Source organism: Marinobacterium lutimaris (assembly GCF_900108065.1).
Classification (GTDB): Bacteria; Pseudomonadota; Gammaproteobacteria; order Pseudomonadales; family Balneatricaceae; genus Marinobacterium_D; species Marinobacterium_D lutimaris.
In genome coordinates this window covers 101907-127562 of record NZ_FNVQ01000004.1, presented here as the reverse complement: position 1 = coordinate 127562, position 25656 = coordinate 101907, and the positions used below count along the sequence as shown (strand labels likewise).

Sequence of the window (25656 nt, the reverse complement as noted above, 5' to 3'; positions counted from 1 at the left end):
CTGAAAATAATAAAAGGCCGGCTATCCAAGCCGGCCTTTTAGTTTGAAGTCCTTACCTCTTATTTAGGTGTTATCGGTCGTGTCTGTCTTGCGCCTGATTGTTAACAGGGCTCGATGTCTCATTGCTGTCTGAGCGTATAATCGATCCCCTTTGGCGCAGCCGAGCATCGCAGGCTGAAAGAGAAACAAGGGACGGGTTGTTTGAGGCGAAGCCGACTGATTCTGAATAAGTAAGCCCGTCCCGCTCTTTCAGACGAGAAGCACAGGGTAGTCGGCGCAGCCGACCAAGACTTAGGGGCGGTTTGGGATTGCAAAGGGACTTACTTGGCAACGAAAGCCGTACAAGTCCCTTTGCTCGGCAGCAGACGAAACCGGCCTCGAAAAGGAAGCGGATATGGGTGATCCCGGCATTAGTCGGTAGGTCTATCCAGGCTTCCCTATAGCGAGCTTCATGCAAAGCCAGCTGCTATGCAGGTTGGTGTATGAGGCTTACTTAAAGCCTCATTACTCAAAGTAATCGTAATCCATCGCCTCTCGCGGTGGCTGCAGGTAGTAACCCTGGATCAGCTGGATACCGCAACGGAACAGCTTGCTGATGATCTTGTTGTTTTCGACCATCGGCGCGATCAGTATCCGGCCCTCGGCGGCCACTGGCTGTAACTGTTCCTGCATCTCCTTGATGGTCAGATCCCCGCTTTCCAGGTCCTGCACATAGGCGGCATCGAGCTTGATGTAGTCGGCATGAATGCTGGCGAACACCCGGTGGGAGTTGGGCGAGCTGCCAAAGTGTTTCAGGCAGAGCTGGCAGTTCAGGGCGTTGACCCTTTCGGCGAAGCGGCGGGCCTGATCAATATTACTGGCGGCATCGGTTTCGCTGATCTGGAATACCACCAGGTTAGGCGGTATCTGCAGTTCGCCGATCACATGTTCGACCCAGTCGAGCAGCGACTTGCTCTGCAGTGAACGACCGGCAATGTTGATAAACAGGCGGTTGCGGAAACCCTTGTCGAGTTCGGTCTTGAGCATCTGCAGCGAGCGTTCCACTACCCAGCGGTCCATCTTCACCATGACGTCGCTCTGTTCCACTGCGGTCATGAACAGGCTGGGTACCAGCGGGGCGTTGTTCTCATCCAGCATGCGGATAAGCACTTCGTAGTTGTGCTCTTCGCTCTCTTCGGTCAGGGAGACCACCGGCTGGAACAGCATCTTCAGGCGGCAATCGGTGATCGCGTCCAGAATCCGCTTGATGGCGTCATCGTCCTGATGCATATGCAGGCTGGACTGGCTGCGATATACCGAGCAGCCTTTGCCGTCATCTAGGGAATTAACCGCGATATGGGCGCGGTTCAGCAGTTCGCTGGCGGGCGGTGCATTATCGTTGATAGTGACTATACCTACCGCTGCGGAGCTGTTGAGCGCGGCCTGGCCGAAAGGCACCTGTAGATCGGAAACCTGGCGGAACAGCTTGCGGCCGATCTTCTGGGTCGCCTCGGTATCGGGATGGACGAACAGAATGGCAAAGCTGTCGTCTTCCAGGCGGCAGGGCAGGTGTGGTGCAGGAAACGCCTTGGCCAGCCGCTCTGCAATCGCGGTAAGCAGGGTTTCGCCCGCTTCCTGGCCCTGGGTATCGTTGATATCGCGAAACTGATTAAGGCGCAGATAGATCAGGTGGGCATCGTGGCCACCACTCAGAGCCTTCTGGGCGGTTTCATCCAGCTTCTGGGTCAGGAAAGTCCCGTTCTTGAGGCCGGTGAGAGGATCTTCGTCATGTCGGCCCAGCGCCAGTGCCAGATCATAATCCGATTTCGCCGTCAGGGTCAGGCAGAGCTGGCCCTCGTAGCGATTGGTCTGGAGTTCGGCATTGACGCTGATTGTGGTGTTATCGGCGCGCTGCAGCGACAGATCCAGGGTGGTGTCTACCGGCTCATGTTTCTCAAACAGGCGAGAGAGCGATTCGTTCAGCAGTTCCTGGTCCGCGGGTGGCAGCAGTTCCGACAGGGAGTGACCGACCAGCTGGCGCGCGTTGTCGAACCCAAGCAGGGTGACCAGGCTGTCGTTGGCGAAAACGAATCCGCCTTCGTTCAGGTAGCCGATGGCGTCGGCCGAGTTCAGTACTTGCTGGTGGTAATGACGCTCGGCTACTTCCAGCATCGCCTCGGTCTGGCGCAGGCGGCGGCGGATATCCAGCTCGCTGATCAGGTGGCGCATAACGTGCAGCAGCAGTTCGCCGGGGTTTTCGGGCAGCAGTGCCTGAATACCATCTTTCCAGGAGCGCAGCTGGGCCGCGGGGGAAGAATCCGCACTCAGCTCGATGACGGGGATATCTCGGTCATGCTGGGTAAGCTGGTGGACCACGTTGTAAGGCAGATGCGGATCATTGGCGTTGCCTGTACATAGCAGCAGGTCCCAGGAACGCTCGCTCAGAGCCTGTGAAAGCTCCTCGCGGGTATTTACGTGACGCCCTCGTGGCGCCATGCGGCCGGTGCGAACCAGGGATAGCAGAGGGTCTACTTGCTCGCTTGGAAAGCCAACAAAGAGCAGATTAACGGACCGGTGCTGTCTGGACCCGGAAGAAAGCTTGTCGAGAATGCTGTAACTGGATTCTGATAGGGCTGTCATAACCTGGCTGACTGTTAGGGTGGATGCGAATTACATACTAGCCTGAGTGAACTCGACTGTCAGCGCAGTAATACATATCCGGACAGAAGCTAAGGCTAAAGTTGAGCAGGATATTACAGCTAAGGTGTTTTAACGGAGACTAAAGCGGGAGGTTGTAACGGAATTGTGTCACGGGAGGTGGCAGGGGTAGCAGGATTCGAACCTGCGCATGCTGGAATCAGAATCCAGTGCCTTACCGCTTGGCGATACCCCTACAATGTGGTGTTTCAATGGTGGCAATAGCGGGACTCGAACCTGCGACCCACGCATTATGAATGCGTTGCTCTAACCAACTGAGCTATATTGCCACTATCAAAACGTGGCAGGGGTAGCAGGATTCGAACCTGCGCATGACGGGATCAAAACCCGTTGCCTTACCGCTTGGCGATACCCCTACACCTGTCAATTCTAAATGGTGGCAATAGCGGGACTCGAACCTGCGACCCACGCATTATGAATGCGTTGCTCTAACCAACTGAGCTATATTGCCACGCTTTAGAGGCGCGAATTATTCTCTTTTTCTGATTGCCTGTCAACACTCAATGCCGACAAAAAACTGGTTGTTTTTATAGACTTGAGTCATTCCTTTAAACCCTCGCCAGGGCAGGGGATACCAAGGTGGTATTGCCCGCTGCAAGCTTGCGGACTTCAATGCTCTGAGCAACCTGAAAATAAAAATAACAAGGAGTTTTGCCATGTTGCGGAGCTGGCCGTTGATGGCCATTTTTTGCATTCCCTTTGCGCAGGCGACAGATGTTAACGAGCTGCCGGACGATTTTTACTCTGCCCAGCCTTCGGTGCAGCTGTTCAAGGCGTACGCAGAGTTCAAGATGGCCAATTACGACACGGCGCAGCGGATGTGGATGAGCATCGATGGCAGCGCGCGGGCCGAGGCGCGATTCAATCTGGGAATCCTCTATGACGACGGTTTGGGCGTGGAGGCAGACCTGGAGCAGGCGCTGGCCTATTACCGTGAAGCCGCACTGGCGGGCAGCCGCTCGGCTTCCTATCGATTGGGACTTCTTTATCTGCGGGATCCGCGTATGGCGACTGACATCGATGAGGCCAGGTACTGGCTATACAGGGCTGCATTGGCGGGAGATACCGATGCGGCAGCGTTGCTCCAGGGAATGAATGAACACTCAACGCAGGATGATGGAATGCAAAAAGCCGAAGCGCTGTTGCTTGATGGCGAATCGGACCAGGCCGTGGCGGTATTGACGCAGCTTACGGAGCAGGGCGATGCGGCAGCGATGAATCGACTGGCCTGGATCTACGAATCGGGCGTGCATGTCGAAAAGGATCTTGGCCGCGCCGCCGAACTGTTTCTGCAGGCGGCGCAGCTGGGCGATGCCGGCTCGCAATACGCATTGGGCGTTATGCTGATGACTGGTGTCGGGCTGGACAAGGATAGCGATCAGGCCAAGCACTGGCTCAAGCAGGCCGCTGCCCAGGGGCATGTGTCCGCCAAGCGTGCCCTGCGGGAGATGCGGTAGGAGGTGCAGGTTTCGCCTGCTGGCGAATCAAGGGGGTTGGCGGCAACCCCCTTGATAATCCCAAGCCGCCCCTGTGGCTAGGTCGGCTATGCCGACTTCCCTGTGCTTCTCGTCTGAAAGAGCGGGAAGGGAAACTCGCAGCATAGCTGCTCAAACAGCCCTTCCCTTATTTCTCTTTCAGCCTGCGATGCTCGGCTACGCCAAAGGGGATGGATTGCTGCGCTCAGGCAGTCATGAGATATCGAGCCCCGTCTTCGCGAAAGCACGAGAAAGGCCTAGCCGCGATTCGACGATCACTACCTCCATAGGAGGTGGTTTAAGAGCAACAACAAAAAAGCCAGCACTCTGGCTGGCTTTTTTAATCAACGATATAGCGGATCAGACGTTAAAGCGGAAGTGGACCACGTCGCCGTCTTTGACGATGTATTCCTTGCCTTCCAGGCGCCATTTACCGGCGTCTTTCGCGCCCTGTTCACCCTTGTACTCGATAAAGTCGTCGTAGCCGACCACTTCAGCGCGGATGAAGCCTTTTTCGAAGTCGGTGTGGATAACTCCGGCCGCCTGCGGGGCGGTAGCGCCGACGCGTACGGTCCAGGCGCGTACTTCCTTAACGCCAGCGGTGAAGTAGGTCTGCAGGCCGAGCAGTGAGTAACCGGCGCGGATAACACGGTCCAGGCCTGGTTCTTCCATGCCCATCTCTTCCAGGAACATGCTCTTTTCGTCATCTTCCAGTTCGGCGATTTCCGCTTCCAGCTTGTTGCAGACCGGCACGACGCTGGCGTTTTCGGCGGCTGCGAGTTCACGTACCTGGTCCAGCCAGGGGTTGTTCTCGAAACCGTCTTCGGCCACGTTGGCGATGTACATTGTCGGCTTGGTGGTCAGCAGGTGGAAGCTCGGCAGCAGCTTCTGGTCCTCTTCGGAGAGTTCCAGCGAGCGGACCGGCTGGCCCTCTTCCAGGTGCGGGATCAGTTTTTCAAGCACGGCCTTGGCGGCAACCGATTCCTTGTCACCACCCTTGGCGCTGCGCTGAACGCGCTGCAGCTGCTTCTCGCAGGACTCCAGGTCCGCCAGTGCCAGCTCCAGGTTGATAGTCTCGATATCTTCCAGCGGGTGGATGCGGTTAGCCACGTGGATAACGTTGTCATCTTCGAAGCAGCGCACAACGTGAGCGATGGCGTCTGTCTCGCGGATGTTGGCCAGGAACTTGTTACCCAGGCCTTCACCCTTGGATGCGCCGGCCACGAGGCCCGCGATATCAACGAATTCCATGGTGGTCGGTACAACGCGCTCTGGCTTGACGATGGCAGACAGCGCATCGAGACGCGGATCGGGCATGGGAACGATGCCTGAGTTGGGCTCGATGGTGCAGAACGGGAAGTTTTCCGCCGCGATGCCAGACTTGGTCAGGGCGTTGAACAGTGTGGACTTACCGACGTTGGGCAGGCCTACGATGCCGCATTTGAATCCCATGATGAAAATCCTGTTTAGGGCCTGGGGTCAGGCGCTCGCGTTAAAACGTTTAGGCTTTTGCACTAAAGCTATGCAGATGGTTCATGGCGCGGGACCAATCGCCCTTGATAGCCAGCGGTAACTGGCGCAGCGCCTCGTCAATGGCCGCCTGGGTCAGTTCGCGCTCCTGCTGCGGTGCTTTGCTGAGTACGAAGTTGGAGACCTGGCTGGCATGTCCCGGGTGACCGATACCTAAACGCAAGCGGTAGAAGTCACGATTGTTGCCCATCTGGCTGATGATGCTGCGCAGGCCGTTATGGCCGCCATGACCACCACCTTTTTTCAGGCGTGCGGTGCCAGGGGCGATATCGAGTTCGTCGTGAGCTACCAGAATGGCGCTGACCGGGATCTTGAAAAAGTTGGCGAGGGCGGCGACGGATTGTCCGCTCAGGTTCATGAAGGTAGTGGGTATCAGTAGGTGTACCGGCTGACCTTCAATCAGAATCTTGCCGTACAGCCCCTTGTATTTGCTTTCGGGCTGCAGGGTAGTGTGCTGGTGGGCAGCAAGCTGCTCCACCAGCTCAGCACCGGCATTATGACGGGTCTGCTCATATTGGGGGCCAGGATTACCCAGCCCGACGATCAGAGAGATAGTGTCATTCATGCCGATACGATCAAGCTACAATTACTTCTTCGCGCCGCGCGGAGAGTAGCAGTAACCGATACCCTGGTCGTGGTCTTCGCCGCGACGCAGAGCAACGATCTCAACACCTTCCGGCAGAGTGATGTCGGAAAGGTGAGCGATCTGGCCCAGTTCGATGTTGGTCAGATCAACGTCCAGAGCTTCCGGCAGAGCAGTCGGCAGACACAGGATTTCAACAGTCTGAGCTTCAACGGCGAACTTGGCAGATGCTTTAGCAGCTGCAGAACGACCGAAGTTAACGAAGTTCAGCGGAACCTGGATCTTGATCTTCTTGCTGTCGTCAACGCGCTGGAAGTCAGCGTGCAGGATCAGCGGCTTGAACGGGTGACGCTGCAGGTCTTTGATGATGACGGTAGTTTCCTGGCCATCGACGTTCAGAGCCAGCTTGGAGGAGAAGAAGCCTTCTACCAGCTCAGCTTTGTACAGTTCGTTAGCGTTAACGGACAGGTTTACCGGCTCACCGCTTCCGTACAGGATGCCCGGGATCTGACCTTCGCGACGCAGGCGGCGGCTCGCACCTTTGCCCTGATCGTTACGGGTCTGAGAGTTCAGTACAATCGTAGACATTTTTATTTACCTTTAAATAGATAAAAACTGCAGGCTTCCGCGACCAGAAGCGTGCAGTATTTCTTAACCCTTGCGGGTGCGTATGTACCGGACGTAGCCGGTACGTTCAGGCCTGAATCGCTTAGCGAAACATGGCGCTGATAGACTCCTCGTTGCAGACGCGGCGTACCGCTTCGGCAAGCATGGGAGCCAGAGTCAGCTGGCGGATCTTGTCACATTTAACAGCTGCATCTGAAAGCGGGATGGTGTCGGTGACGACCAGTTCATCCAGCTCGGAATTGGTGATGTTGTTGATGGCCGGGCCAGACAGTACCGGGTGGGTCACGTAGGAAACCACGCGGGATGCGCCTTTGTCTTTCAGGGCTTTGGCCGCTTTGCACAGGGTGCCGGCGGTGTCGCACATGTCATCGACGAGGATGCAGGTACGGCCGGAGACATCACCAATGATGTTCATTACCTGGGCTTCGTTCGCTTTCTCACGACGCTTGTCGATGATCGCCAGGTCGCAGTCGAGCTGCTTGGCGACAGCGCGGGCACGGACTACACCGCCCACGTCCGGGGATACAACGATCGGGTAGTCGTAGGTCTGGTCGAGAATGTCATCGAGCAGTACCGGGGAGCCGTAAACGTTGTCCACAGGGATATCGAAGAAGCCCTGAATCTGGTCGGCGTGCAGATCGACAGTCATAACGCGGTCGATGCCGACGTTGGAGATCATGCTGGCAACGACCTTGGCGCTGATCGGTACACGGGCCGAACGCGGACGACGATCCTGACGGGCGTAACCGAAGTACGGGATGACCGCGGTGACACGGGTCGCCGATGCACGGCGGATGGCGTCAGCGAACACGATCAGTTCCATCAGGTTGTCGTTGGTCGGAGCACAGGTGGACTGGATGATGAAAACATCCTTACCACGCACGTTCTCCTGGATTTCGACGCTGACTTCGCCATCGCTGAAGCGGGTGACGTTAGCCTTGCCCAGCGGGATGTCCAGCCGCTCGACCACTTTCTGCGCCAGCGCAGGGTTAGCGTTGCCGGTGAAAACCATCATTTTAGACACGGCGCGTACCTTTTTGATTGAGTCTGGGTTGGCGGACGAAGTCGCTGAAAGGGAGTCAGTCATCGATAACTTAATTTGGCAGGGGTAGCAGGATTCGAACCTGCGCATGCTGGAATCAGAATCCAGTGCCTTACCGCTTGGCGATACCCCTGTATTCATGGCGGCTAACCGCCAATCCAAGAAGGCGCGTATTTTCGGTAAACAGGTCGGGAAAATCAACCCCTGATGGGGAAATTGGGATTAATTACGGCTGCCAGTCCCGAATCACCAGCCTCAGACGCAGATCCTGGTAGGTGAACTCCAGTCTGCCGGGCAGGATCAGGTCGGGATTTACCTCGGTTAGACGCTGGATTTCCACACGCCAACCGAGTTGTTCGAAGCCGCTGGCATCACTTAGCGGTGTGGATGGGTAGGCGGGGTCGGGCAGTCCCTGCACCCAGTAGCGTGCCTGGCTCACCGGCAGATACCAGCCCAGCGCCTGGTACATCACCTCTTCGGGGGTGCGACCGCGGTAAGTCTCGCTTTCACCGGAGACCTGCATCTCGACGCTGTTGCTGTCGCCGCTGATCACTGCACCGCCCTGGCCCAGGGGGCCGCTGAGGCGGACTTCGTAGGCTTGATCCTGCTGATGCCAGTCGATATTGGCGGAGTCGGCGCTGTTGCCCTGGCGAATGCCAGCCTTGCCGCTGAACTGCCAGTCGTTGTCCAGTTTGCCCTGGAGGTTGGCATCGGGAGCCGTGGGCGGAGACTGGATCGAGGAACAGGCGCTCAGCAGCAGGGCAATAGAAAGTAGCAGTATCCGTGTCACTGAGTGACTCCCAACTGCTGTTCGATCTCCAGTAGGTGTTTATCGTCCGGCGACTTCTCCAGGTTTTCCTGCAACAGGCGCTGAGCCTCTTCGGTACGGTCGAGTTGCCAGAGTACTTCGACCAGGTGGCTGGCCACTTCGGGATCTTCGGAGGCGTCATAGGCGCGCTGCAGGAAGTTGAGTGCCTCCTGAGCGCGGCCTAGTTTGAACAGCACCCAACCCATGGAGTCGAGCACGGCGGCATCGTCCGGGTGCTGCTCCAGAGCCTTGGAGATCAGGTCGTGGGCGCGTTCGTAGTCTTCGGTATAGAGTGTCAGCGAATAGCCGAGGGCGTTCTGCAGCATACCGTTCTGCGGGTCCAGTTCGATGGCGCGCTCCAGGTTGGAGAGCATCTTCTGTGGATCCTGGGGTTCAATCAGCAGTGCATAGGTATATAGCAGGCTCACATCGGCGGGGTCGCGCTTGAGAGCGCTTTCCAGCAGCGTCAGGGCTTCGGTTTCCAGGCCTCGGCTCTGCAGCCAGTTGGCTTCGGTCAGGCGCAGCCGGGTCGCAAGGCCGGGGTGGCGTTTGATGCCCTGGTCGATAATCTCCGCCACCTGGGCGCGGTCTTCCGCGCTGTCGAACAGTTCAACCGCATGGCTGTAAGCCTGGGGCAGGTTGGGACCGGAGCTCACCGAGAGGAAATGTTGCAGGGCGCTTTCGGTATCGCCCTCCGTTTCATCGATGATGCCGAGGTAAAAGTTCAGGTTGCTGTTGTGCGGATCCTGCAGCGCCATCTGCTCGAGGATGCGACGGCTGGCGGCGTACTGTTCATGCTCCAGGGTCAGCAGGGCGAAGTAATAATGCAGCTGGCGCTCATCCGGCTGCTCCGCAATGATGTCGTCGATCAGCGCTACCGCTGCTTCGGGATCGGTGGCGATCAGCAACTGCGCCTTCTGTACACGCAACTGACTCTGCTCCGGGCTGGCGTCGAGCCCCTGGTCGATCAGGGAAAGTGCCGCCTTCTGTTGGCCGCGGGTGCGCAGAATATCGACCTTCTGCAGCAGCAGATCGGTCTGGCCTGGTTCGATGGTCAGGCCCTGATCGAGCAGCGCCAGCGCGCCGTCATCGTCGCCGGCACGGCGCTTCAGCAGGGCGCGGGTCAGCAGCAGATCGAGGCGTTCAGGCTCGTCGGCGGAGTAGCGGGCCAGCAGTTCGTCATAGCGCTTGGCGGATTCTACCGACAGTTCCTGGCTTTTACTGCCAAGAATCAGTACTGCCTCGGAGCTGCCGTCGTCGAGTATGCGCTCCAGTACCGGCAGCGCCTCGTCGAAACGTTCTTCGCTGATCAGGATGGTAGCGCGGATATGATCCGGTTCAGGATTGTCCGGCGATGCTTCCGACCAGATCGTTGCCGCTTCGAGCACCGCATCGGGGTTACGCATGAACTGGGCTATGCGGGTGGCGCGCTCGGCCACGGCGGGATCACGGGATTTCTTCACCTGGCTCAGGTAGAAATCCAGCGCGGTGTCGAAGTCTCGCTGCTGGCCTGCGATCTCGGCAGCCATCAGCTCATAGAGGGACTCCCGGTTCAGCTCGCCTGGGGTGTAGACGGGCTGCCCCGGCTGATAGTCGGTATCGATGCCGCTCTGCTGGGGAGGCGTTACGCTGGCACAGCCGCCGAGTAGCAGAGTGCCGATCAGTAGTGTGATCCCGGTTGTTCTCATCGCTGCTCTGATCCTGAGTCTGATCTTGAGTCCAAAGGTGCACTATAGAGGACAGCAAAGGGCGAAGGGAAGTTGCGGGGGTGGAGAGAAAGAAAACCCTTTTTCTTGATATCGCCCCGGTTGACGTCTAACGACGATGGCTTAATCCGTGGCGTTGAAAGGTGTATGATGTCGCGCTTGTACAAGTAGGGTAGTGTGAACCTCAGTCTATGGCGTTGCTGGCATTCGGGATCAATCACAAGACGGCTCCGGTCGAGGTGCGGGAGCGCGTGTCTTTCGCTCCCGAGCAGCTCGGCGAGGCGATGAGTGCTGCCCGTGATCACGCCAGCCTGCAGGAAGTGGCGATTCTGTCCACCTGCAACCGCACCGAACTCTACTGCGCTACCGATCTCACCGATATCCGCCTGGTGCTGGAGTGGATCGGCCGTTACCACGGTCTTGATCCCGCCGAGCTGGAAAAGTGCAGCTATATCTATCGCGATGAGGAAGCCGTACGCCACATGATGCGCGTGGCCAGCGGGCTGGATTCGCTGGTGCTGGGCGAGCCGCAGATTCTTGGTCAGCTGAAAAGCGCCTTCAGCGTCTCCCAGCAGGCCGGCATGGTCGGCGCTGAGCTGGGACGTCTGTTCCAGCACACCTTCTCCATCGCCAAGCAGGTTCGTACCGAAACCGCCATCGGCCAGAACCCTGTGTCTGTGGCTTATGCGGCGGTGAGCCTGGCGGAACATATTTTTGCAGATCTGGGCGATAGCCATGCACTGCTGATTGGCGCGGGTGAAACCATCGAGCTGGTGGCTCGCCACCTGAAACAGGCGGGGGTGCGCTCGATTACCGTGGCCAACCGTACCCTGGCGCGCGCTCATGCCCTGGCCGACGAGGTAAATGGCGAGGCGATCGAGCTTTCGGCAATGCCGGAGGCGCTGCCCAAGGCCGATATTCTGATCTCCTCCACCGCCAGCCAGCTGCCGATTCTGGGCAAGGGCGCGGTGGAAACGGCGCTGAAGAAGCGCAAACACCGCCCCATGTTTATGGTCGATATTGCCGTCCCCCGCGATATCGAACCCCAGGTGGCGGACCTCGATGATGTCTACCTCTATACCGTCGATGACCTGACCGAGGTGATCGAGGAGAACCAGCGCAGCCGCGAGAGTGCCGCCGCTGATGCAGAAGCGATTATCGAAGCCGGCGCCCATGCGTTTCTCAGCCGCCTGCGCGAGCTGGAAGCGGTGGACACGCTTACGGCACTGCGTGAGCAGGGCCAGGCGATCTGTGATGGCGAGCTGGAAAAGGCGATGAAGCAGCTGGGACAGGGGCGCGACCCCGAACAGGTGCTGCAGCAGCTGGCCCGTGGAATTACCAACAAGATGCTGCACCAGCCCACGGTGCAGCTGCGCAAGGCCTCCGCTGAGGGGCGCACCGATCTGGCGGGGCTGGTTCAGGAACTGTACCAGCTCAGTCCGCCCGCCGAGCGCGATAACTGACAGGCTCCGTTAGATGAAAGACTCGATTCAGACCAAGCTCGAGAAGCTTAGCGATCGTTACGAGGAACTTGCTGCCCTGCTCAGCGAGCCCGAGGTAATTAACGATCAGAACCGCTTCCGTGATTACTCCCGCGAATATTCAGAGATTGAACCTGTCGTACAGGCGTTCGGCGACTGGAACCAGGCGCAGGAAAACCTCGCTGAAGCACAGCTGATGCTGGAGGATTCCGACCCCGATCTTCGTGAAATGGCGAAGGAGGAGATCGACGCGGCGAAGGAGCAGATCGAGGCACTGGAAGGTGAGCTTGAGATTCTGTTGCTGCCGAAAGATCCCAATGACGGTCGCAACGTCTTTCTGGAAGTTCGAGCCGGCACCGGCGGTGACGAGGCGGCGATCTTTGCCGGCGACCTGTTCCGTATGTATTCACGTTACGCCGAACAGCGTGGCTGGCGCGTTGAAGTGATCAGCGCCAGTGAAGGCGAACACGGCGGCTATAAAGAGATTATTACCCGTGTCGCTGGCGACGCGGTCTACTCGCGTCTCAAGTTTGAATCCGGTGCACACCGCGTACAACGCGTGCCGGAGACCGAATCCCAGGGACGTATCCACACCTCCGCCTGCACCGTCGCGGTGATGCCGGAAATGGATGAGGCGGCCGCCATCGAGATCAACAAAGCGGACCTGCGTGTGGATACCTTCCGCGCCTCCGGTGCCGGTGGTCAGCACGTCAACAAGACCGACTCCGCGATCCGTATTACGCACATCCCTACCGGCGTGGTGGTGGAGTGTCAGGAAGAGCGCTCCCAGCATAAGAACCGCGCCAAGGCGATGGGGCTGCTGGCGTCGCGCCTGCAACAGGCGGAAATGGACAGGCACAACGCCGCCCAGGCGAGCACCCGCAAGAGCCTGGTGGGCTCCGGCGACCGTTCCGAGCGCATCCGTACCTACAACTTCCCCCAGGGGCGAGTCACCGACCACCGCATCAACCTGACTATCTACAAGCTCAGTGAAGTGATGCAGGGCGATCTGGATTCAGTGATCGGACCGCTGCTGCAGGAGCATCAGGCGGAACAGCTGGGTGAACTCTCGGCCGAGGGCTGATCATGAGCGAACCGGCATTACCTCTTTCTATCGAAGCGGCGCTCGCGCTGGGCGCTGCAAGCATCCATTCCGATACCGCCCGGCTCGATACCGAGCTGCTGCTCTGTCATCTGCTCGATAAACCGCGCAGCTACCTCTTCACCTGGCCGGAAAAGGAACTGACCGCCGCGCAGCGCGACGAGTTTCTCGTGCTGCTGGAGCGTCGGGTGGCTGGCGAGCCGGTGGCGCACCTGACCGGCCTGCGCGATTTCTGGACCCTGACGCTGGAAGTTAGCGCCGATACGCTGATCCCCCGGGGGGATACCGAAACCCTGGTGGAGGCGGCGCTGGCGTTGCTGCCGGATGGCCCCTTCCGGGTGGCCGATCTGGGTACGGGCACCGGCGCTATCGCCCTGGCCCTGGCCAGCGAACGGCCGAACTGGCAGGTGCTGGCCTGTGATCGGGTGGAAGCCGCCGCCGAGCTGGCGCGGCGTAACCAGGCGCGGAATGCTATACCCAACGTGGAGATCCTTACCGGCAGCTGGTGCGAACCACTGCACGGCGAGTTCGAGATGATCGTCTCCAACCCTCCCTATATCGAGGCCGATGACCCTCATCTGAGCCAGGGCGATGTGCGCTATGAGCCGCTGTCCGCACTGGTGGCCGGGGAGTCTGGGCTTGCCGATATCCGCTTGATCGCCGAACAGTGCCGTTCGCGGCTGAAACCCGCTGGCTGGTTGTTGCTGGAACACGGCTACAATCAGGCAGAGGCGGTGGCGCAGTTGCTGGCCCAGAGCGGTTACATCGATATTGAGCTGATCCGGGACCTCGCCGGCCAGCCGCGGGTGACACAAGCCCGCTGGCCAGGCTGAACCGCGCCCCGCGGCCAACGCTTGAAGCAGGCTGAAACAGATTCGCTTGAAACAGGACAGGAGTGAACAGGTGTTATCCGATGAACAACTGCTGAGATACAGCCGCCAGATCATGCTGCCGGAAGTGGAGATCGACGGACAGGAAGCCTGGCTCAACAGTCGGGTGCTGATCGTCGGTCTCGGCGGACTGGGTAGCCCTGCGGCTATCTACCTGGCGTCAGCCGGCGTCGGCCACCTGGTGCTGGTGGATGACGATCAGGTGGACCTGACCAACCTGCAGCGCCAGATCGTACATACCAGTGACCGCGTCGGCGAGCCCAAGGTTGAGTCGGCAAAACAGACGCTGGCGGCGCTGAACCCGGACATTCGTATCGATACCCTGGCCTCCAGGCTGGAGGGCGAGGCGCTGATCGAGCAGGTTGAGGCGGCGGATCTGGTGCTCGACTGCTCCGATAACTTCACCACCCGCTTTGCCTTGAATCGCGCCTGCGTGGCTACCGGTACACCGCTGGTGTCCGGCGCGGCGATCCGTTTCGATGGCCAGATCAGCGTGTTCGATTCCCGCGTACCGGGAGCACCCTGCTATCAGTGTCTCTACGCCGAGGGTGAAGATGAGGCGTTAAGTTGTTCAGAATCAGGCGTTTTTGCTCCGCTGGTGGGTATAGTGGGAAGTACACAGGCTGCAGAAGCGCTGAAGGTGCTGGCTGGAATCGGTGAACCGCTGGTGGGTAAACTGCTGATGCTGGATGCCCGCCGCATGGAGTGGCGTAGCCTCAAGCTTCGGGCCGATCCGGCCTGTCCGGTCTGCAGTGCAAAATAGATGGGTTTATAACCGAGGTGGGAGCGCGATCATGAGTAATGACAAAGCACTGATCGATAGACTGCAACATGAAGTCCGTATGATCGCTCTGGTAGGCGCCAGCGAGAAACCACACCGGGCCAGCCATCGCGTCATGGAGTTTCTGCTGCGCCACGGCTACAGCGTGGTGCCGGTCAACCCGAAACTGGCTGGGCAGAACCTGCTCGGCTGTCCGGTGGTGGCGAGCCTTGCCGATATTGCCGGCACCATCGATATGGTCGATATCTTTCGTAACTCCGAGGATGCTGGCGCGGTGGTCGATGAAGCGATCGCCGTGGGCGCCAAGTCCGTCTGGTTACAGCTCGGTGTGATCAATGAAGCGGCCGCGGAGCGCGCGCGAACGGCAGGCCTGGATGTGGTGATGGATCGCTGCCCGGCGATCGAGTGGCACTGATTCACGCCGGTTTTAAGTGATTAGCAGTTCCGGCGATTGAGTGCCGGATAAATCCTGTTGTGGAAAAAGGATCTTTCATGCCTCCCTCCAATAAGAGTTCTTCCGACCTCCGGCTCGTTCCTGCGCTGGTAGCGGTGGGGCTGGGTACTCTCGTCTATTTTCTTCCTCAACCCGAGATGGTCAGCGATCAGGGCTGGCTGATGCTGGCGATCTTTATCGGCACCATCGCTGCCATTATCGGCAAGGCGATGTCGATTGGTGCGATCTCTATCCTGGCGATCGCCCTGGTGGCTGCCAGCGGTGTAACCAGCGATAACCCAGGCGCTGCCATCAAAGATGCGCTGAGCAGCTTCTCCAGCCCGTTGATCTGGTTGATCGCTATCGCGGTGATGATCTCCCGCGGCCTTATCAATAGCGGCCTCGGTGCGCGTATCGGCTATTACTTTATCGCCCTGACCGGGCGCAGCACGCTGGGCATAGGCTATGGCCTGGCGCTGTCGGAACTGACGCTGGCGCCGGTAACGCCGAGCAACACCGCCCGTGGCGGCGGTATCATGCACCCGATCATGCGCTCGATCTCGAAAGGTTTCGGCTCCTCTCCGGCAGAGGGAACCGAGGGCAAGATCGGCAAATACCTGGCGCTGGTGAACTACCACAGTAACCCGATCACCTCGGCGATGTTTGTTACTGCCACTGCGCCCAACCCGCTGACCGTGCAGCTGGTGGCCGATGCCACCGGCGCCAATATCAATCTGACCTGGACCACCTGGGCGCTGGCGATGCTGCTGCCGGGCCTGGCTGCGATCGCGCTGATGCCGCTGGTGCTTTACTGGCTGTACCCACCGGAGGTGCGCAAAACCCCGGATGCGAGACGCTTCGCCAGGGAAAAACTGGCCGAGCTGGGGCCGGTCAGCCGCGACGAAAAACTGATGCTGGCTGTGTTCCTGATGCTGCTGGTGTTCTGGGCCGATCTGCCCGCCTGGTTGCTGGGTGAGAGCTTCAAGCTCAACGCCACCACCACTGCATTCCTGGGGCTATCGATGCTGCTGGTGACCGGTGTGCTGCACTGGAAGGATATCCTCGAGGAAAAGAACGCCTGGGATACGCTGATCTGGTTTGGTGCACTGGTGATGATGGCGACCCAGTTGAACAAACTGGGCGTGATCGACTGGTTCTCTCACAGCGTACAGCAGTGGATCACCGATACCGGTATGGGCTGGCCCCTGGCCAGTGTGCTGATTGTGTCGATCTTCCTTTATTCCCACTACTTCTTTGCCAGCACCACGGCGCATATCACCGCGATGATGGGCGCCTTCCTTACCGTGGGGCTGAGCCTTGGAATACCAGCCATGCCGTTTGTGCTGATGATGGCGGCGGCCTCCTCAATCATGATGACCCTCACTCACTACGCCACCGGCACTTCGCCGGTGATTTTCGGCTCCGGCTACCTGACATTGGGCGAATGGTGGCGCGCAGGCTTCGTAATGAGCCTGGTTAACCTGTTGGTCTGGGCTGTGGTGGGGATTTTCTGGTGGAAGCTGCTGGGTTATTGGTAAAAGGGGAATGGTAAAAGGGGATTGGTAAAAGGGTATAGCTAAGCGGCCGCAGGCCGGGACGCGAAGCAGGGCAGTTCTGAACGCTGGGGCTTAACGCCCCAGCATCATTTCACGGATTTTCTTGTCATCGGCGCAGCGACGGGCGTAGCCGCGCAGTTCTTCGCTACACTCGATCTCTTCCAGCCGCTGCGGCAGCGGTGCACCGGAGCTGATCAGAAAGTTGAGGGTGGCCTGGTCTTCCCGCTCCATGGAACGGATCACCAGCACCTCGGCCTGCTCCAGTGTTGCGCCGTGCTGGGTCAGCCGGCTCAGGTGCAGCATCAGTGTCTGCTGCTCGCAGTGCTCGAAACACCACTCCAGCAGGCTGCGCTCTTCGTGGCTGATATTGGCATCAAACCCGGATTGCAGCAGTGCAGTGATCAGGGCCAGGCTCTCGTCCGGATGTTGCAGCGCGTGCAGCAGGTAGGGCGTGTCATCAGCGTCCCGCTGGGCATGCTGCGGCAGTTGCTCCATTACCCAGCGCAGCGATGCTGCCTGTCCCGCTTGTAACGCGAGCTCCAGTGCATTGAAGTTATCGGCCAGCGGCTCGGTCAGTTGTTCTGGCGTGAACTTGCCGGCCAGTTTGTTCAGCGCTTCCCTGTTGCCGCTGCGCAGCGCATTTACCAGTTTGGCAGTCCGTGCATCTTTAAAAATCTTCAGCATGTCTCAGCCCCTGTTTCTCGGCGATCAGATAATGCCGATAAAGCGCACGATGAAGATGCCGGTGCTCAGCGTCACCACCGAACCCAGCGTGGTGGTCAGGATGATATTGGCGGCGAGCTGGGCGTTGGCGCCCATCGCCTTGGCCATGACGAAGCCGGCGGCGGCGCTCGGGCATCCGAACAGCACCATCAGCATCACCATGTCCTGACCGGAGAAGCCGAACAGCCAGGCAAGGGGCACCAGCACCAGTGGCAGCAGCACCAGCTTGGTCAGGGTTGCCCAGAAGGCTGATCCCGAGGTGCTTTTCAGACTCTTCATATTGAGTGAGCCACCGATGGTCAGCAGCGCCAGCGGCAGGGTGATATCGGCAAAATAACGTGCAGTGCGTTCAGCGATGTGCGGCAGTTCCAGGCCGAAATAGGAGAAGGGCAGGGCGATGATTACCGCGATAATCAGCGGGTTGCGGATAATCTGGTAGGCGGTTTTCATCACATCCAGACCGCCGCTTTTCTGCAGCGGTACGGTCAGGCAGATGATCGCCAGCACGTTATACATAGGGATCACCAGCGCCAGGATCAGCGAACCCTCCGCAAGCCCCGCCTGGCCAAACAGGTTGAAGCTGATCGCCAGCCCGAGAATGCCGTAGTTACTGCGAAACGCGCCCTGAATGAACGAGGCAAGGTCCTCCGGCGAGTCGATCCAGCGTTTTCCCAGCCACCAGATCAGGCCGAAAGAGATCAGTGTGGTGATAAAGACAAACAGCAGCATCGCCGGGTTGAACGTGGCGTGGTAATCCATCCGTGCAATGGAGAGAAACACCAGCGTCGGCAGAGTGACGGTGAAAACGAAGCGGGAACCCACATTCACGAAGTTTTCGTTGAATACTCCTACCCTGACCAGTAAATAACCGATGAACATGATCAGGAAGATGGGCGCGACGATATTGCCGGTGAAGGCGAGAGTCTGGAGGTAGAGTTCCAACGCTAATCCCTTAGAAGCAGAGAGAGGGGTAATAAGTGTACCCGAATCGGCTCTCTCTTATCAGTCTGCACTTGGCAACAGCGCGATCAACCGACAGCGACTTGGCGCTGCATTGTTGCTTATCGGTTGGGTCTTCTGTCGATGCTACTTTTCATCGATGTGGCTGTTCATTTATGTAGCTGTTCATCTATGCAGCTGTTCATTTATGTAGCTTGGGATAGTCGAACCACTGGCTGGTACCGCAGCTCTCCGCCAGCTCACTCCAGCTCAGTACATTCAGGATCAGGTGCTGTACGCAGGAGGTGGGAAAGTGCTGCGGCGCGGTTCCGCACAGGCAGGCGGCTAATTCTGCGATACCCGGGTTATGTCCCACCAGCATCAGGTGGGTGCGGCTATCCGGCTGTCCCTGCAGCAGGTTGAGCAGCGTCTCCCAGCAGGCTTCATACATCTCCGGCACGGCCAGGCAGTGTGACTCGGGCAGATCGAGTGCAGCCGCCAGCTCCCGCGCAGTCAGCGAGGTCCTAAGGGCGCTGCTGTAGAGCAGGTGGTCTGGGATCAGCTCCTTCGCCCGCACCCGTTCCGCCATGGTGGGGAGGTCACGAAGACCGCGGGCATTCAGCGGTCGTTCGAAATCGGAAAGCTGCGGGTTGTCCCAGCTCGATTTGGCGTGGCGGATCAGGGTCAGCTGTTTCATGCGGGTGCTCCCGGAAGGAAACCTAATGCAGTATTGACCTCGATGCGCTGAAAGGCAATTCAGCGTGTCGAGCCCAGTCGGCGCAGAGAGGTCAGCGAGCCGCCGAAGAAAAACAGGCCAAGCCCCGCCAGAACCAGTGCCGAACCTAGATAGAGTTGTTCGCTCAGAGGCTCATCGTTAAACAGGTGGCCGAGCAGCAGTGCGAACACCGGCGTAATCAAGGTTACCAGCGCTACGGTGCTGGCGCTCAGGTGTTTCAGCACGAAGTAGTAGGAGACGAACCCCAGCAGCGAGCCGATCAGCGCCAGGTAGATGATCGACCAGAAGGAGCGCGAGGTGGGATCCAGTGGCTGCCAATCACCGCCGATCAGCAGCCAGGTGACCAGGTAGCAGGGGATTGAAAGTATAAGAGCGCCCACGGTCTGTGCCAGCGGGTCGAGCTGGGCGCGCTGCTGTTTGACCAGCACGCCGCTGAGGCTGAACAGGCTGACGCCAAGGCTGAGCAGCAGAACGCCGGGCAGACTGCCGGGGCCTAGCGCTACGTCGTCCATGAAGATTACGGCAAGGCCGGCCAGCGCCAGCGCACAGGCGAGCCAGCGATAGAAGGGAAAATGCTCACTGCGGAACAGCACCCGGGCAAACAGGGCCGAGAGGATCGGCGCCAGGCCAAACAGCACCGAGATCAGGCCTGAGGGCACGTAGCGCGCCGCCAGATAGACACTGCACATGGCGCCATACACGCCAAGTGTGGCGCAGAGATAGGAGCGCAGCGCCTTTCCGTTTAGTGGCAGAGGCTCTCGTCGCGCCGCCAGCAGGAGAAGACCGGCGGCGGCCGCCAGCGCCATTCTCAGTCCGGCCGCGATGATCGGGTCCACGGTTTCGCCGCTCCAGGCAATGGTGAGCGGGGAAGTCGACCAGATCACGACCACGGTGAGGTAAGCGGCGGGTATCAGCAACGGGGTATCCTTTCCGGTTAACGCAGACACAGAAAGACCGCATCCACAATGCGGCCCTTCGAGCGATCAGTGTAGTGGAGCTGGCGTGCTATCGCCTGAGGCTATCCACCGCAACGACGTTTTAGCCAGTAATCAACAGACAGGGTACCAGCACCACGCATCATCAGGAACAGCAGGCCGGTAGCCCAGATACCGTGGGTTGGATAGGCGCCGGGATAAACGAACAGTTGAATTGTCAGCGTCATGACCAGCAACGCCAGAGCAGAGAAGCGGGTCGCCAGCCCCAGCAGGAGCAGTACCGGGAACAGATGTTCTGCGGTGGTGGCCAGGGTTGCGGCGAGTTCCACGGGGATTAGCGGCAGGGCGTACTCCTCGCGAAACAGGTAGAGAGTTGAGCCGGCGAAGCGGGGCCAGCCGAATTCAAAGGTGCCATCGATAATATTCAGCGCGAAGCCCTCGATCTTGGTTTGCCCCGAAATCCAGAAGATCGCAGCCAGGGAGAAACGGGCCAGCAGTTGCACCAGGTTTTCCGGGATCCGCCCCAGCAGGGCGTTGGCCTTGCAGATCAGGCCGGTAAATGAGCTGGATGTTGAACCGTTCATCGTTTACTCCTCCTGCAGCTCGGTAAGACCGGTGATCGCTCCGTGGTAGATCAGCAGCTCAAGTGTCGGCTCTAACGGCGCGTCTCCATGCAGGGACTGCAGCGTTTCGCCGGCCATCAGCTGCGCGATCAGCCGGGCGTTTTCAGCTGTCAGCGGTATGAGCTCTACCTCCAGTGCCGGCCTGAGTATCAGGCTTTGTTCCGCCTGGTCTGGTTTCACGTCGGCCAGCTTCAACACTCCCTGGTGTGCCGCCCAGATAGATACCGCCGCGTAACGGCTGCGGAACAGGCTCGCCGAGGGGTGAAACAACACTATGTGTGCGGCAGGAGAGCGCGGGTTCTTAAGCATTGTGGATAAGTACTCACTCTCGCCGGGCGTGGCGTCAGCCGAGTGCAGTGCCTGGAGCCGCAACCATTCCAGCCGTGCGACTTCACCGAGAAAAGGCAGCGATGCGGCGGGCTCGAATGCTGCGATAAAGGCGGGAAACTTCTCGCCGTAATGGGCTAGCACCGGCGAAGTGGGCTGGTTGGCAGGATCGCGCAGAAACTCCCGCGCCATGGCGCGAAAAAAGGGCTCACCGACCAGCTGCTGGACCACGTCGAAACTGCTGGCCAGGGCGTCGATCAGCGACACGATCAGGTTGTTGCGATAGACATCGAAGCGGCCGGCATCGCCATTCCAGGCGGTGATACCCGCAGGTGGTGGCAGTTCCGGGTCGAGCAGTGCCTGCTGAAATTCCGCTTCACTGCTGAGGTAGGTATTCATCAGGCTACCTCCAGCGCCAGGCTTCGGAGTCGGGCAGCGGCCTGCTGAGCCTCGGCGACCAGGATCGGTAGCGGCGGCAGGTTCGCGTCGCGCTCGATCAGCGTAGCCACTGGGCCGGTCCGTTTCAGGGCGAAGTCATATAATGTCCATACCGCATCGGCCACCGGTGCATCATGGCTATCGATCAGCAGCGGAGCTCCCTGGGCATCGCTGTTACTGTTCCTGTCGAGCGCAAAACCCGCCAGATGGATTTCGCCAACCTGGTCGCAGGGCAGGGCGTCGATATAGTCATGGCTGCTGAAGCCGTGGTTGATGGCGCTGACATAGACGTTATTCACATCCAGCAACAGGCCGCAGCCGGTGCGACGAATGACTTCGCCAATAAATTCAGGCTCCGAGTAGCTGGATGCGCGGAACTGAACATAGGTTGCCGGGTTTTCCAGCAGCATCTGTATTCCCAGCCTCTCCTGAACTCTGTCCACATGATCGCAGACCTTTTGCAGGCGCTCGCCGGTGTAGGGTAGCGGCAGTAGATCATTCATGAAGTGGCCGTTATGGCTGGACCAGGCAAGATGCTCGGAAAAGCGTTCAGGCCGATGGCGCTCAATCAGTGTTTTAAGTCGCTCCAGATGGGTTTCATCAAGCGGCTCGCTGCCGCCGATGGAAAGTCCTACGCCATGAAGCGACAGCGCATACTGTTCGTGTACCCGGTGCAGGTAGTGATGCATGGGGCCGCCGGCCACCATGTAATTCTCGGCATGCACCTCGACAAATCCCAGCTTCGGTTGGCTCTCCAGCAGCGGCTGGAAATGTTCCGGTTTAAGCCCTATGCCGGCAGCTGCAGGCAAACCGGCGGGAGGCTGGAATGGGCTTGGTTGTCTGTTGCTCATGTTGAACACCTCCCGCTGGCGCTAAAGCCGGCTCCTTAGGACATCTTCTCTTCGAACGCTTCGAGCTGCCCCATACCTGTGGGTGAGGTAGTGGATTCCATCTCGGTGCAGGTGCCTGCCGGAACCATCTTGAAGGCGTTGCCCTGATGGTCCTTTTTCGCGGTGCCGGCGCAGGTCGTGCCGGGGCCTGCCTTGCAGTCGTTCTGACCTTTCAGAGAGACGCCAAAGCATTTCTCCATATCGGCCGCCGTTGCCGGCAGGGAGGTGAGGCTGACCGCGGTACCCAGGGCCAGTGCAAGCGTCGTAGCAGTGGTAGTCTTGATAGACATGATTGTTCTCCGGTTTTTTGGGGTGCGTTGGCTGAAGCAGCCGTTTCCATCGAGAAGAGAAACAGCTGCTTCCCTTCCTGTTGCGATAGTCGACGGCCAAACGCATTCCTTACACGGAAAACGCAAAAAACTTTCGAGGCTTGTTTCTGAGGAGGCCGGGCAGTATGCCAGCGCTCTGCCATCAGGGGCTTATGCCGGTGAGGCGCCCGGATCCGGCGGCAGGTTGAGCAGGTGCGCGAGGCTCGCGCTGACGCTTTCGCAAGGCTGTTCGAACAGCTGGCCGAAATGCTCGATCCTGCCGTTATAGCCAAGCAGGCGCAGACTGTGCCAGGCAATCGCCTGGTTGCTGCTGACCACCGGTTTGCCGAGCCGGGTCTCGATCGCTTCGATCGCCAGGGAGGCGCGCAGAGCGGTGCAGGAGATAAACAGCAGGTCCGCCAGCGGATCGCAGGCAGCGACGGCCGCATCGGCAATATCCAGAGGGGAGACGCCGGTGACCAGGCGGTCGTCGGTAAAGCCAAGACCGGCCACGCTGAGTACCTCGAAGCCGCGCGCCATGAACTGTTGTGCCAGTTCCAGGTTTACATCCTCGGTGTAGGGCGTCAGCAGGGAGATGCGGCTGGCGCCGAGTGCGCGGCAGCCCTTGATGCCTGCCAGCAGTGGGTTGGTGACCGGTACGCCCGGGCGCGCCAGCCTGATCAGGTCCGCTATTCTGTCCTCTCCAATGGCCAGGGTGCCGGCGGTACAGCCGTAGACCATCACGTCCAGTTTGATGCCGGGTAGAATCAGCTCCGCTGCACCGGTGATGCCTGGCGCCATGGCGCGCAGGTTGGCCAGTGTCATTGGATTGTGATTGGCCACACGGCTGGTAAACACCTCGACCCCTTCGGGGTAGAAGCGGCGCAGGTCCTGCTCGCTGTTGAAGTCGGTGGACAGCGCCACCAGACCGATGCGTCCCAGCGGGGCGATATCGTCCAGGGGACGTGAGGGCTCAAGCAGCTGGCTTATCATGGCGCGCTCCCGCTTGGTTAATTGGCTACAGCTGTTAACAGAGATTGAGCAATTGTTATGCCGCGACTGGCATTGGTGCCAGGAGTTGATGCGATTAAACGTACCGGATGTATAAAAAATAGACTAAGGGTTTGAATCCCGGTTGCTTTGATTGATGGCGGGAAGGAAGTGACAGCTAAGCGACGGACAATCGATAGCGGAGCACTGCCGATTGCGAGGGAGAATTCTGCTGCTCTCTGGTGAGAGCTGCCTGTTTGTGGTGCCCGCGCCGGGGTATAGCATCGGCTGATGCCTCATCGATCTCGAGAAGCGAGCAGATGAAAAAAGGCGCCCGCCGGCGCCTCATTTTAACCAGCCGGATTAGTCCGGCTTTCTGCCCTTGCTCTCTTCGGAGTCGTGTTTTTCGTCCGGAGCGGGCTCTGACTGCGCCGGGCTCGCCTCGGTTTTATCTGCTGCGGGGGCGGTTTCATCCTGGGCATCCGCGGCTTCGGTCACGCTTTCCCCGGCCTTGCGCTTCTCCTCCCAGTACTCGGCATCGTGCTCTTCCATGCCGATCATCTCGCCGCCCACTTCGATCTCTTCGCTGGTGGCGGAGGGTTCAGGCTCGGAGGCTTTCTCCTCACTGGCGTCATCGCCCCAGGCTTCGACCCACTCGTCCGGGAAAATGTCTTCCACGGAGGTTTCGTTCTCTTCCTCGGTCTCATAACGAGGGTCGAACTCGGTGGAAAGCTGGGTTTCCGGCATGGTCGCTACATAGTGCTCCTGGGCGGTAATCGGCAGTGGTGGCATCCGCTTCTGGCGGTAGCGTACATAGCTGGCGAGCAGCACGGCGAGGGAGGCGAAGCCGATAAACATCGCTTCTGGTGCGAACGCCTCCATGAGCATTGAGCCAGCGACCGGGCCGATGATGCTGCCGACGCCGTAGCAGAGCATCAGCGCGGAACTGGCCGCAACCCTGGCGCTGGCGTCGATGCGGTCGTGGGTGAGTGCCACCGCCACCGAGTTCACCAGTGTCAGCATGCCGAGTAGCACGGCGGCCGGAACGATACGGGCCAGGAACGGCAGGTCCACCGTGAGCGCCACGGCCAGGCTGAGGAAGGTGGCGGTCAGGGTGATCACCAGCATGACCTTGCTGCGCTGAACGCGGTCGCAGATCCAGCCCACCGGCCAGGCGAGCACCAAGGCCAGCAATACCGAAGCGGTCATCAGCTGTGACACTTCGCGGATACTCATGCCGGTCAGGCTGCCGAACAGCGGCACCAGCGAATAGTAGGCGCCCAGCAGAATACCGCCGGTGAAAGCACAGGTGAGCCCCAGCGGCGCCTCCCGATAGAGCTTGATGAGTGACATTTTCGGCCCTGGCTCTATACGCGGTGACTGCATGCGTGACAGAGAGAGGGGAATGATCGCCGCCAGCAACAGCAGCGCCGCGCCGGTGAAAGGCACGGGGCTGAGCGGTTCACTGTAGCCCACGGTCAACTGCGCCAGGGTGGAAGAACCGTAGGCCGCCACCTGATACAGGGCGAACAGGGTACCGCGGTTGTTATTGCTGGCCACGGCGCTGAACCAGCTTTCAATGATGACGTACAGGGCGGCCGCGGTAATACCGCCGACAAAGCGCAGCAGCGCCCAGAAATAGACGGAATCGAGCAGTGGATAACTGATCGAGGCCATGGCTGTGAGCGCAGCCATGGCGGCAAAGGTACGGATATGCCCCACCTTGGCGACCAGGTGGGTAGCGTAGTGGGAGCCGATGGCGAAACCGATTGAGTAGCACACCATGACGAAACCGACCTGGGTCGGGGGTATGCCCTCGGCGCCGAGACGGACACCCAGGTAGGTGAGCAGGTAGGCGTTGCCGCCAATCACCAGCGCCAGGCTGAGGAAAAGGGCCGACAGGGAGATAATGATCAGTCGCACGATTTGACTCCATCCATACAGCAAATCTCCGGCGCGCCGAATGCCAGGCCGGTGTCCAACAAAATCGAGAATAGGGACGCTATATCAGTAGATAGCTGAACCGATGCCTCTTG

General features: G+C 59.3%; 25 protein-coding genes and 5 tRNA genes. 7 read left to right on the top strand and 23 right to left on the bottom strand.

What is annotated here, in order from left to right:
• Positions 1–504: 504 nt before the first annotated feature.
• The 6 genes from C4S72_RS17685 to C4S72_RS25800 all read right to left on the bottom strand — a co-directional run bounded on the left by C4S72_RS17685 (position 505) and on the right by C4S72_RS25800 (position 3382).
• Positions 505–2475, bottom strand: a complete 1971-nt coding sequence (locus C4S72_RS17685) for an EAL domain-containing protein (RefSeq protein WP_160115544.1) — start codon at positions 2473–2475, stop codon at positions 505–507.
• Between the two features lie 322 nt (positions 2476–2797).
• Positions 2798–2872 (bottom strand) — tRNA-Gln (locus C4S72_RS17680).
• Positions 2873–2889: 17 nt separating this feature from the next.
• A tRNA-Met gene (locus C4S72_RS17675) sits at positions 2890–2966 on the bottom strand.
• Between the two features lie 12 nt (positions 2967–2978).
• Positions 2979–3053: transfer RNA gene (locus C4S72_RS17670), tRNA-Gln, on the bottom strand.
• Between the two features lie 18 nt (positions 3054–3071).
• Positions 3072–3148 (bottom strand) — tRNA-Met (locus C4S72_RS17665).
• A 42-nt stretch (positions 3149–3190) separates the two neighbouring features.
• Entirely contained in the window at positions 3191–3382 is a 192-nt protein-coding gene (locus tag C4S72_RS25800) for a hypothetical protein (protein ID WP_104004512.1), read from the bottom strand.
• Between C4S72_RS25800 and C4S72_RS17655 the strand changes: the two genes are divergently transcribed.
• The gene (locus C4S72_RS17655; RefSeq protein WP_160115543.1) at positions 3375–4154 is read left to right on the top strand and encodes a tetratricopeptide repeat protein; all 780 of its coding nucleotides are present in this window, start codon (positions 3375–3377) and stop codon (positions 4152–4154) included. The genes C4S72_RS25800 and C4S72_RS17655 overlap by 8 nt on opposite strands.
• Before the next feature lie 378 nt (positions 4155–4532).
• Here the strand turns inward: C4S72_RS17655 and ychF are convergent, their stop codons facing one another.
• The 7 genes from ychF to C4S72_RS17620 all read right to left on the bottom strand — a co-directional run bounded on the left by ychF (position 4533) and on the right by C4S72_RS17620 (position 10450).
• Positions 4533–5624: a redox-regulated ATPase YchF gene (gene ychF, locus C4S72_RS17650; RefSeq protein ID WP_104004510.1), complete on the bottom strand. Its 1092-nt coding sequence runs from the start codon at positions 5622–5624 to the stop codon at positions 4533–4535.
• 49 nt (positions 5625–5673) lie between these two features.
• A complete protein-coding gene (pth, locus tag C4S72_RS17645; RefSeq protein ID WP_104004509.1) occupies positions 5674–6267 on the bottom strand; it encodes an aminoacyl-tRNA hydrolase in 594 nt (197 codons plus the stop codon).
• A 21-nt stretch (positions 6268–6288) separates the two neighbouring features.
• Entirely contained in the window at positions 6289–6873 is a 585-nt protein-coding gene (locus C4S72_RS17640; RefSeq protein ID WP_104004508.1) for a 50S ribosomal protein L25/general stress protein Ctc, read from the bottom strand.
• A 121-nt stretch (positions 6874–6994) separates the two neighbouring features.
• On the bottom strand, positions 6995–7936 hold the full coding sequence (locus C4S72_RS17635) for a ribose-phosphate pyrophosphokinase (RefSeq protein ID WP_132293385.1): 942 nt from the start codon (positions 7934–7936) through the stop codon (positions 6995–6997).
• A gap of 76 nt (positions 7937–8012) precedes the next feature.
• Positions 8013–8087, bottom strand: a tRNA-Gln gene (locus C4S72_RS17630).
• Positions 8088–8180: 93 nt separating this feature from the next.
• Positions 8181–8744 carry a lipoprotein insertase outer membrane protein LolB gene (lolB, locus tag C4S72_RS17625; RefSeq protein WP_104004506.1) on the bottom strand — a complete coding sequence of 188 codons (564 nt, stop codon included), beginning with the start codon at positions 8742–8744 and terminating at the stop codon, positions 8181–8183.
• Positions 8741–10450 (bottom strand): tetratricopeptide repeat protein, encoded by a 1710-nt coding sequence (locus C4S72_RS17620; protein WP_104004505.1) that lies wholly within the window; start codon positions 10448–10450, stop codon positions 8741–8743. Before C4S72_RS17620 ends, lolB begins: the two co-directional genes overlap by 4 nt.
• A 209-nt stretch (positions 10451–10659) precedes the next feature.
• Here C4S72_RS17620 and hemA point away from each other — a divergent pair, with 209 nt between their 5' ends.
• From hemA to C4S72_RS17590, 6 genes are all read left to right on the top strand, one after another.
• Positions 10660–11931, top strand: coding sequence for a glutamyl-tRNA reductase (gene hemA / locus C4S72_RS17615; RefSeq protein WP_104004504.1), 1272 nt, complete (start codon positions 10660–10662; stop codon positions 11929–11931).
• 13 nt (positions 11932–11944) lie between these two features.
• Positions 11945–13033 carry a peptide chain release factor 1 gene (prfA, locus tag C4S72_RS17610; protein WP_104004503.1) on the top strand — a complete coding sequence of 363 codons (1089 nt, stop codon included), beginning with the start codon at positions 11945–11947 and terminating at the stop codon, positions 13031–13033.
• A 2-nt stretch (positions 13034–13035) separates the two neighbouring features.
• A complete protein-coding gene (gene prmC, locus C4S72_RS17605) occupies positions 13036–13884 on the top strand; it encodes a peptide chain release factor N(5)-glutamine methyltransferase (protein WP_104004502.1) in 849 nt (282 codons plus the stop codon).
• A gap of 70 nt (positions 13885–13954) precedes the next feature.
• Positions 13955–14704, top strand: a complete 750-nt coding sequence (locus C4S72_RS17600; protein ID WP_104004501.1) for a HesA/MoeB/ThiF family protein — start codon at positions 13955–13957, stop codon at positions 14702–14704.
• A gap of 31 nt (positions 14705–14735) precedes the next feature.
• Positions 14736–15137 carry a CoA-binding protein gene (locus tag C4S72_RS17595; RefSeq protein ID WP_104004500.1) on the top strand — a complete coding sequence of 134 codons (402 nt, stop codon included), beginning with the start codon at positions 14736–14738 and terminating at the stop codon, positions 15135–15137.
• 77 nt (positions 15138–15214) lie between these two features.
• Positions 15215–16693 carry an anion permease gene (locus tag C4S72_RS17590; RefSeq protein ID WP_104004499.1) on the top strand — a complete coding sequence of 493 codons (1479 nt, stop codon included), beginning with the start codon at positions 15215–15217 and terminating at the stop codon, positions 16691–16693.
• Between the two features lie 90 nt (positions 16694–16783).
• Here C4S72_RS17590 and C4S72_RS17585 read toward each other — a convergent pair whose 3' ends face one another.
• From C4S72_RS17585 to C4S72_RS17540, 10 genes are all read right to left on the bottom strand, one after another.
• Positions 16784–17395, bottom strand: coding sequence for a hypothetical protein (locus C4S72_RS17585; protein ID WP_104004498.1), 612 nt, complete (start codon positions 17393–17395; stop codon positions 16784–16786).
• 24 nt (positions 17396–17419) lie between these two features.
• Positions 17420–18376 (bottom strand): AEC family transporter, encoded by a 957-nt coding sequence (locus C4S72_RS17580; protein ID WP_104004497.1) that lies wholly within the window; start codon positions 18374–18376, stop codon positions 17420–17422.
• Between the two features lie 199 nt (positions 18377–18575).
• Positions 18576–19070, bottom strand: coding sequence for a SixA phosphatase family protein (locus C4S72_RS17575; protein ID WP_104004496.1), 495 nt, complete (start codon positions 19068–19070; stop codon positions 18576–18578).
• Between the two features lie 59 nt (positions 19071–19129).
• Positions 19130–20026: a DMT family transporter gene (locus C4S72_RS17570; RefSeq protein WP_104004495.1), complete on the bottom strand. Its 897-nt coding sequence runs from the start codon at positions 20024–20026 to the stop codon at positions 19130–19132.
• A gap of 101 nt (positions 20027–20127) precedes the next feature.
• Positions 20128–20628 carry a DoxX family protein gene (locus tag C4S72_RS17565; RefSeq protein ID WP_104004494.1) on the bottom strand — a complete coding sequence of 167 codons (501 nt, stop codon included), beginning with the start codon at positions 20626–20628 and terminating at the stop codon, positions 20128–20130.
• A 3-nt stretch (positions 20629–20631) separates the two neighbouring features.
• Complete coding sequence (locus tag C4S72_RS17560) at positions 20632–21393, bottom strand: HvfC/BufC N-terminal domain-containing protein (RefSeq protein WP_104004493.1); 762 nt, start codon at positions 21391–21393, stop codon at positions 20632–20634.
• The gene (gene bufB, locus C4S72_RS17555; RefSeq protein WP_104004492.1) at positions 21393–22283 is read right to left on the bottom strand and encodes an MNIO family bufferin maturase; all 891 of its coding nucleotides are present in this window, start codon (positions 22281–22283) and stop codon (positions 21393–21395) included. The genes C4S72_RS17560 and bufB overlap by 1 nt, the downstream gene beginning before the upstream one ends.
• Before the next feature lie 35 nt (positions 22284–22318).
• A complete protein-coding gene (locus C4S72_RS17550) occupies positions 22319–22612 on the bottom strand; it encodes a BufA1 family periplasmic bufferin-type metallophore (RefSeq protein WP_104004491.1) in 294 nt (97 codons plus the stop codon).
• Between the two features lie 189 nt (positions 22613–22801).
• Positions 22802–23623, bottom strand: coding sequence for an aspartate racemase/maleate isomerase family protein (locus C4S72_RS17545; RefSeq protein ID WP_160115542.1), 822 nt, complete (start codon positions 23621–23623; stop codon positions 22802–22804).
• 360 nt (positions 23624–23983) lie between these two features.
• The gene (locus tag C4S72_RS17540; RefSeq protein ID WP_160115541.1) at positions 23984–25543 is read right to left on the bottom strand and encodes an MFS transporter; all 1560 of its coding nucleotides are present in this window, start codon (positions 25541–25543) and stop codon (positions 23984–23986) included.
• Positions 25544–25656 lie beyond the last annotated feature (113 nt).

Bases quoted from the DNA above. Each gene is read 5' to 3' on its own strand.
- C4S72_RS17545 (WP_160115542.1), bottom strand. From the start codon at position 23,623: ATGATAAGCCAGCTGCTTGAGCCCTCACGTCCCCTGGACGATATCGCC.
- C4S72_RS17640 (WP_104004508.1), bottom strand. From the start codon at position 6,873: ATGTCTACGATTGTACTGAACTCTCAGACCCGTAACGATCAGGGCAAA.
- C4S72_RS17565 (WP_104004494.1), bottom strand. From the start codon at position 20,628: ATGAACGGTTCAACATCCAGCTCATTTACCGGCCTGATCTGCAAGGCC.
- C4S72_RS17655 (WP_160115543.1), top strand. From the start codon at position 3,375: ATGGCCATTTTTTGCATTCCCTTTGCGCAGGCGACAGATGTTAACGAG.
- prmC (WP_104004502.1), top strand. From the start codon at position 13,036: ATGAGCGAACCGGCATTACCTCTTTCTATCGAAGCGGCGCTCGCGCTG.
- C4S72_RS17585 (WP_104004498.1), bottom strand. From the start codon at position 17,395: ATGCTGAAGATTTTTAAAGATGCACGGACTGCCAAACTGGTAAATGCG.
- C4S72_RS17575 (WP_104004496.1), bottom strand. From the start codon at position 19,070: ATGAAACAGCTGACCCTGATCCGCCACGCCAAATCGAGCTGGGACAAC.
- C4S72_RS17560 (WP_104004493.1), bottom strand. From the start codon at position 21,393: ATGAATACCTACCTCAGCAGTGAAGCGGAATTTCAGCAGGCACTGCTC.
- C4S72_RS17590 (WP_104004499.1), top strand. From the start codon at position 15,215: ATGCCTCCCTCCAATAAGAGTTCTTCCGACCTCCGGCTCGTTCCTGCG.
- C4S72_RS17685 (WP_160115544.1), bottom strand. From the start codon at position 2,475: ATGGCGCCACGAGGGCGTCACGTAAATACCCGCGAGGAGCTTTCACAG.
- ychF (WP_104004510.1), bottom strand. From the start codon at position 5,624: ATGGGATTCAAATGCGGCATCGTAGGCCTGCCCAACGTCGGTAAGTCC.
- C4S72_RS25800 (WP_104004512.1), bottom strand. From the start codon at position 3,382: ATGGCCATCAACGGCCAGCTCCGCAACATGGCAAAACTCCTTGTTATT.
- C4S72_RS17595 (WP_104004500.1), top strand. From the start codon at position 14,736: ATGAGTAATGACAAAGCACTGATCGATAGACTGCAACATGAAGTCCGT.
- prfA (WP_104004503.1), top strand. From the start codon at position 11,945: ATGAAAGACTCGATTCAGACCAAGCTCGAGAAGCTTAGCGATCGTTAC.
- C4S72_RS17620 (WP_104004505.1), bottom strand. From the start codon at position 10,450: ATGAGAACAACCGGGATCACACTACTGATCGGCACTCTGCTACTCGGC.
- hemA (WP_104004504.1), top strand. From the start codon at position 10,660: ATGGCGTTGCTGGCATTCGGGATCAATCACAAGACGGCTCCGGTCGAG.
- bufB (WP_104004492.1), bottom strand. From the start codon at position 22,283: ATGAGCAACAGACAACCAAGCCCATTCCAGCCTCCCGCCGGTTTGCCT.
- pth (WP_104004509.1), bottom strand. From the start codon at position 6,267: ATGAATGACACTATCTCTCTGATCGTCGGGCTGGGTAATCCTGGCCCC.
- C4S72_RS17550 (WP_104004491.1), bottom strand. From the start codon at position 22,612: ATGTCTATCAAGACTACCACTGCTACGACGCTTGCACTGGCCCTGGGT.